General features: G+C 63.9%; 5 protein-coding genes. 2 read left to right on the forward strand and 3 right to left on the reverse strand.

The features are described from left to right. On the reverse strand, positions 1-451 hold a 451-nt coding region (locus AAGI46_15800), incomplete at its 3' end, for a hypothetical protein (GenBank protein ID MEM1013671.1). A 328-nt stretch (positions 452-779) separates the two neighbouring features. On the opposite strand from AAGI46_15800, the gene AAGI46_15805 reads away from it, so the two are divergent. Next, positions 780-1,982 carry a response regulator gene (locus tag AAGI46_15805; protein MEM1013672.1) on the forward strand — a complete coding sequence of 401 codons (1,203 nt, stop codon included), beginning with the start codon at positions 780-782 and terminating at the stop codon, positions 1,980-1,982. Between the two features lie 30 nt (positions 1,983-2,012). Here AAGI46_15805 and AAGI46_15810 read toward each other — a convergent pair whose 3' ends face one another. Together AAGI46_15810 and AAGI46_15815 are read right to left on the reverse strand one after the other, a co-directional pair. Beyond that, entirely contained in the window at positions 2,013-3,149 is a 1,137-nt protein-coding gene (locus AAGI46_15810) for a hypothetical protein (protein ID MEM1013673.1), read from the reverse strand. Between the two features lie 468 nt (positions 3,150-3,617). Beyond that, the gene (locus AAGI46_15815) at positions 3,618-4,493 is read right to left on the reverse strand and encodes a queuosine precursor transporter (protein MEM1013674.1); all 876 of its coding nucleotides are present in this window, start codon (positions 4,491-4,493) and stop codon (positions 3,618-3,620) included. Between the two features lie 122 nt (positions 4,494-4,615). Here AAGI46_15815 and AAGI46_15820 point away from each other — a divergent pair. Further along, a partial coding sequence (locus AAGI46_15820; protein MEM1013675.1) for a hypothetical protein occupies positions 4,616-4,949 on the forward strand: 334 nt, incomplete at its 3' end.

A 4,949-nucleotide genomic window follows, 5' to 3' on the forward strand; every position in this document is an offset into this window, starting at 1 on the left:
AGCTGTGACAGTGGATGTGACGCACGTTTCGGTCCTGGCAAAACGTGACGAGATCGACAGCGCTCGAAAGGAGTGCGGTCACCCTTGCCTTCTGCTTGATCGAGCTTTCGTCGAGCGATCGCACGTAAGCGAGACCACGTGCGAGCTTGGGTGGCGATGCGAGCAGCCGCGCCGTCGACCCGACGCGTGGCGGCCAGATGTAGTGCGACTGGCTTCGTGCCTCTTCGGCAAAGTCGTGCCGACAAGCGTCGTCGGGCGGTTTCCGTGTGCTGATCAGATCGATGCTTGCCCCGGCCGACCGCAAGGCGACCACCTCTCGCCAGAAGAAGACGTGCGTTTGCGACGGGAACTCAGGCACCAGGATGCCGATCGCCGGCACGGCCGGTAACGCTTGCGCGACGTCGCCGTCAGTGTGGAGCGTGGGCGAGTTGGCAAACGCAATCGAACTCATGAAAGCAGTGTGGTTTCGAAGCGTGAAGCGCCCATCTCACACGTCGGACGTTTTGTCCAGCCCCGGTGGTTCGTTCGTCCGGGTGACCGTTATAGGGACTGACGCCACGCCGCGACGTTTGTGTCAGGAAGCGATTCGCAAGCGGAATCTCGGAGAGACTTACAAAATGGTCATCGGAGTTCATGTGCCCTTCCCCGGAGGCCGACGTAGGCCGTACAGCGGCAAGTGGCCGTTGGGTGCAAGAGGTCGATCGACGGAACGGCGTCGTCTAGCCGGGGAGACCTCAAAGGCAGGGCACCAACTCGACTCCACAGCCTCCGATCGACTGATGGCCATCACCCCGAACCAACCGATTCAGGAACGCGATCAGCAGCTGCAATCGCTCCTCGACCGACTCGACGCGAAAGACGCCGTAGACGACGGCCGACGTGACCGGCGAAGCGCCCGCGCGACCTTCCGACGCAGCGGCGTCCGGATCACGGTCCACCATCCGGGCGGCAGCAGCACAGAACGCAGCGTCCTGACTCGCGATCTCTCCGCTGGCGGGCTGAGCTTCATCCACGGCGGATACCTCCACATCGACACGCGATGCGACGTCGAACTGGGCCGCTACGTCGGCGGCAAAGACAGCGTCCGCGGCATCGTCCAGCGGTGCGATCACATCGCCGGACACTGGCACACGGTCGGCGTGAAGTTCGACCGACGCATCTTCCCCAAGCTCTACCTCGACCCCGAACACGCAGACTCGGCCGAGCTCGACGTTCGCAATCCCCAGTCGATCTGCGGCCGAGTCCTGCTGCTGGACGATTCCGAACTCGATCGCCGACTGATGCAGCACCACTTGCGTCGGACGCGCGTCGAGCTGACGGGCGTCGCGACGCTCGCCGATGCCGTTGAAGCGATCGCAGGCCAGTCCGCTGACAACCCGTTCAAGCTGGCCATCGTGGATCTCAATTTGGCCGGTGAGGACGCTAGCCTTGCGCCTGGCGAAGTCGTTTCGCGCATCGTCAATGCCGCGGTGCCGAAGGTTGCCGCTTGTAGTGCCGAAACCGACGCCGGCAAGCTCAAGGAGGCGAGAGACGCAGGTGTGTGCGGCGTTCTGAACAAGCCCTATGACACCGAACGTCTCCTGACGTGCATCGCGACCTGGCTTGGAAGCGCCGGCCTGAGCATCGACAGCAAGGAGGCCATCTTCTCAACGATGGCAGCGCAGCCGGAGATGAAGGAGCTGATTAGCGAGTTCGTTCAGAAAGCCCGGGACGAAGCTGACCGTCTGCGGACTGCCGCCGAGGCGGAGGATCTGGCGACATGCCGTGCCATCGCTGTTGGCCTGCGTGGTGGCGGATCGGGCTTCGGCTTTGCTGCGGTAAGCGACGCCGCTTCGGAGCTTGTTACCGGACTCGACTCGACGATGAGCGTCAGTGACTCCGCAGTCGCGCTACAACGACTGCAGGAAGTCTGCGGGAGGCTCTCCGCAGATGCGGAGCAAAGCGAGGACGCAAACGAGCAGCCGCGAGCCATTGCCGCGTGACAAGGTCGACGCAGTCGAGACGTCTACCGATCAGTTGCCCGCCTGTTCGGCCTCAATCTGGGCCTGCATCGCTTCGACCTGCCGGCGGAGGGCGTCGTTGAGCTTGCGGAGTCGTTCGTTCTCCGCACGCAACGCTGCCACAGCGGCTGGACCCTCATCGGCGTTGCCGGCGACGTTCTCGACGATCGCGTTTCGCGTCCGCTCACGCATCTCGCGTCGGCCGCTGCCATCGAGGGTCATGTCCCAGGCGATGAGATACTCGGGTTCGCCGACCTGCTTGAAGCCACGATCTTCGAGGAGCCGCTCGATGCCGGGCATGTGGGCTGCGCCGTAGAAGATGCCCAGGTTGTCCATGCCGCGACGCTCCAGGACGTCGTCCATCACGGCGACGGCTTTGCGGTTCCGCTCGCCGAGGATGACCGAGTCGTCACCGCCCGATTCGAAGACGCTCGTCAGGTCGCCCATGTTGGAGAGCTCTCGGGCGAACAGCAGTTTGAGCCGGCGGGCTCGGTCCGGGGCGTTCATCGCGTCCATGATCTCGATCAGCGAGACCTGCGGCTGGTTCTGCCGAGCTTGCGGGTTTGTCAGATCACGCATCATCTGCTTGATGATGAGATCGAGGAAGCCTTCGCCGCGCTCTTCCTGGAGCCGCATGAAGTCTTCGAGGTAGAGATCCGCGTGGACGAAGTTGTCGGGCGTGTAATCGATCCGCTGCGTCTGATAATCGAGCTCGAGGGCGAGCTGTAACGCCTTCTGCAGGCCTCCGATGAGCTGCATGGCAAAGGGTGAGTCCTGCTCCTCGGCAGCGCGTCGTGGCTGGGGATTGCGGAAGTCGTGGCCGCGCGGCTTGACCATCTCGTAGAGCAGGGCGTCGTAGCCGGCGAATCGCTCGTTCAGGAGGTCGTAGTAGACCTGATCACCAACGTGGACGGCACCGATGAGGTCGACCGTGTCGCCCGCATCGTTCTGGTAGCGGACGATCGTCGTTTCCAGAACGCCACCGTTCCGCATGTCGCGGTAGCGGAGGAAACGCTCTTCATCGTCGGCGGCATTCGCACCCGGACGAGCGGCTTCGGCCTGAGCCGGAGTGGCCCACGCGAGCGTTCCCACGGCCGCCGCAGCGGCAAGGGCGGATCGACCAACGAGCTTCAGAAGGTTGTGCGGCATCTTGTAGCTGGTGAAAGGCGAGTCTGGACGCGGTTCGGGTCTGGCCCTGGGCGGCAACCAAATGGTACGATCCCAACGTCGTCCCGGGCCGGTCAGAACATTCGTGGTTCGACTCGGAGTCGCAGTGCTGCCCAATCGAGCCGGAGTCACCCGGTTCGGGGAAAGGAGTCTTGTTCAATCATCCCCCATTGCGGTGCATTTGGCTCGGTTGATGGAATTTGTTGGAACAGGCTTCGTACTCTGCCGACCGACCAAGGAGCAGCGGCCGCACCGCCCACCAGCGCTTGTCCAAGCTCCCGCCGTGGCGCAGCAACGCCGTTCGAGAAACGGTCTGAGCCCTGCGACGCGGACGACAATCTGACTTTTGGCCGGGGATTTGTTGTGGAGAAGGCCTCCCCCTCCTTCTCCCTCCCCCGGCCTCGCCGCCCGGGCGCCCCCACCCGGGCGGCACTTTTTTGCGCCGCCGTCTCAGGGCTCGCCAAGAGCTTGCGTCACCTGATCGAAGCCCCGCGGCCCCGTCTCGTGCTGCGTCGGATCCGCCTGCAGGAAGCTCTTGAGCCACCAAGCTGCCAGGTAGATCACCGGCGTGTCCAACATCGCCACCGCCGCCTTGAAGGCGTAACCCGTTAGAATAAACGTCCAAAGCTGAGGCCAAATCGCAGCCGTGTCGTCGATCGGCAACGCCTTGGCGGAAAAGTGCGTGATCGTGATGACGGCAAACGTGTCGACGAACTGGCTGACGAGCGTCGAGGTGTTGTTCCGTAGCCACAGCATTCGCCCCTTCGTGAACCGCTTGACGATGTGGAACACCTGCACGTCGACCAGCTGGGCGGCGAGGTAGGCGATCATGCTCGCAGCGACCGCGTTGAAGGTGAGCGCCCGGATGATGAAGAACGCGTCGCTCGTCATCAGGCCATCCGGCAACGTCCGCCCGTCGGGTAAGACGGTTCCAGCGTCGACCGGTGCCCCACTTCCCGGCACCGCGCCCGCCAGCCACATCACGAACGCGATCCAGATGTTCAGGATCAGCCCGACCAACACCACGCGGTTTGCGCGTGTCCGGCCGAAGAACTCGCTGATGAGGTCGGTGCAGAGGAACGTGATCGGATAAGGCAACACGCCGATCGCGACCGCAAAGCTCCAGCCTCCCACGTCCGCCCATCGACCGAACGCGAATGTGCCGTCACTATCGAGGGCGGCGATCGTCCAGAAGCGGGCGATGCCGAGAATGTTCAGCATCGCCAGCGTCCCGAGGAAGATCCCCGCGAGCACGAGAAAGACCCACTCCCTCCGTTTCACGAGCCAGGCGGGCGGGTCCTCGACGAGCGATCCGGGCAGCTGCACCAGCGAAGCATCCCCCTATCGAGGGGAAACACAAGTCCAGAGCCCGGATAAGCGCGGGTTTTGACACCATCCCCCGGTTTGAGGCCGGTGCCTTTTCAGGTCGGCGTGGCTTTTCTGCCGGCATGACTGACGTCGCCAAACCCGCCGAACGGACGGAGAACGACGACCTGCGGTCGTGCGTCCATCGGCTTGTCCAAGCCGCTGGCGCGCTTGTCGCAGCTGCACCGTCGGATCGGCGCGATGTCTTCGCAAGAGCCGTCGTCCAGGTCGCTCCGACCGGCCGGGTGATGACCTCCTGGTTCAGCGTCGCCGGTGCGTCGACGACACTGCGTCGCGACGGGCCGCCGCTTGTGATCGGACGGGGCGACGAGCCCCATGCCCGCACGCGGGACGTGCTCCGTCAGACAGCGACACGGGCCGTTGATGGTTCGATGACGATTTCGGACGAGCACGACG

This window comes from Planctomycetota bacterium (genome assembly GCA_038746835.1).
Taxonomy (GTDB): Bacteria; Planctomycetota; Phycisphaerae; order Tepidisphaerales; family Tepidisphaeraceae; genus JBCDKH01.

What these genes read in the sequence shown, in the direction of transcription:
- AAGI46_15805 (MEM1013672.1), top strand. Translation starts at nt 780, where the DNA reads ATGGCCATCACCCCGAACCAACCGATTCAGGAACGCGATCAGCAGCTG.
- AAGI46_15810 (MEM1013673.1), bottom strand. Translation starts at nt 3,149, where the DNA reads ATGCCGCACAACCTTCTGAAGCTCGTTGGTCGATCCGCCCTTGCCGCT.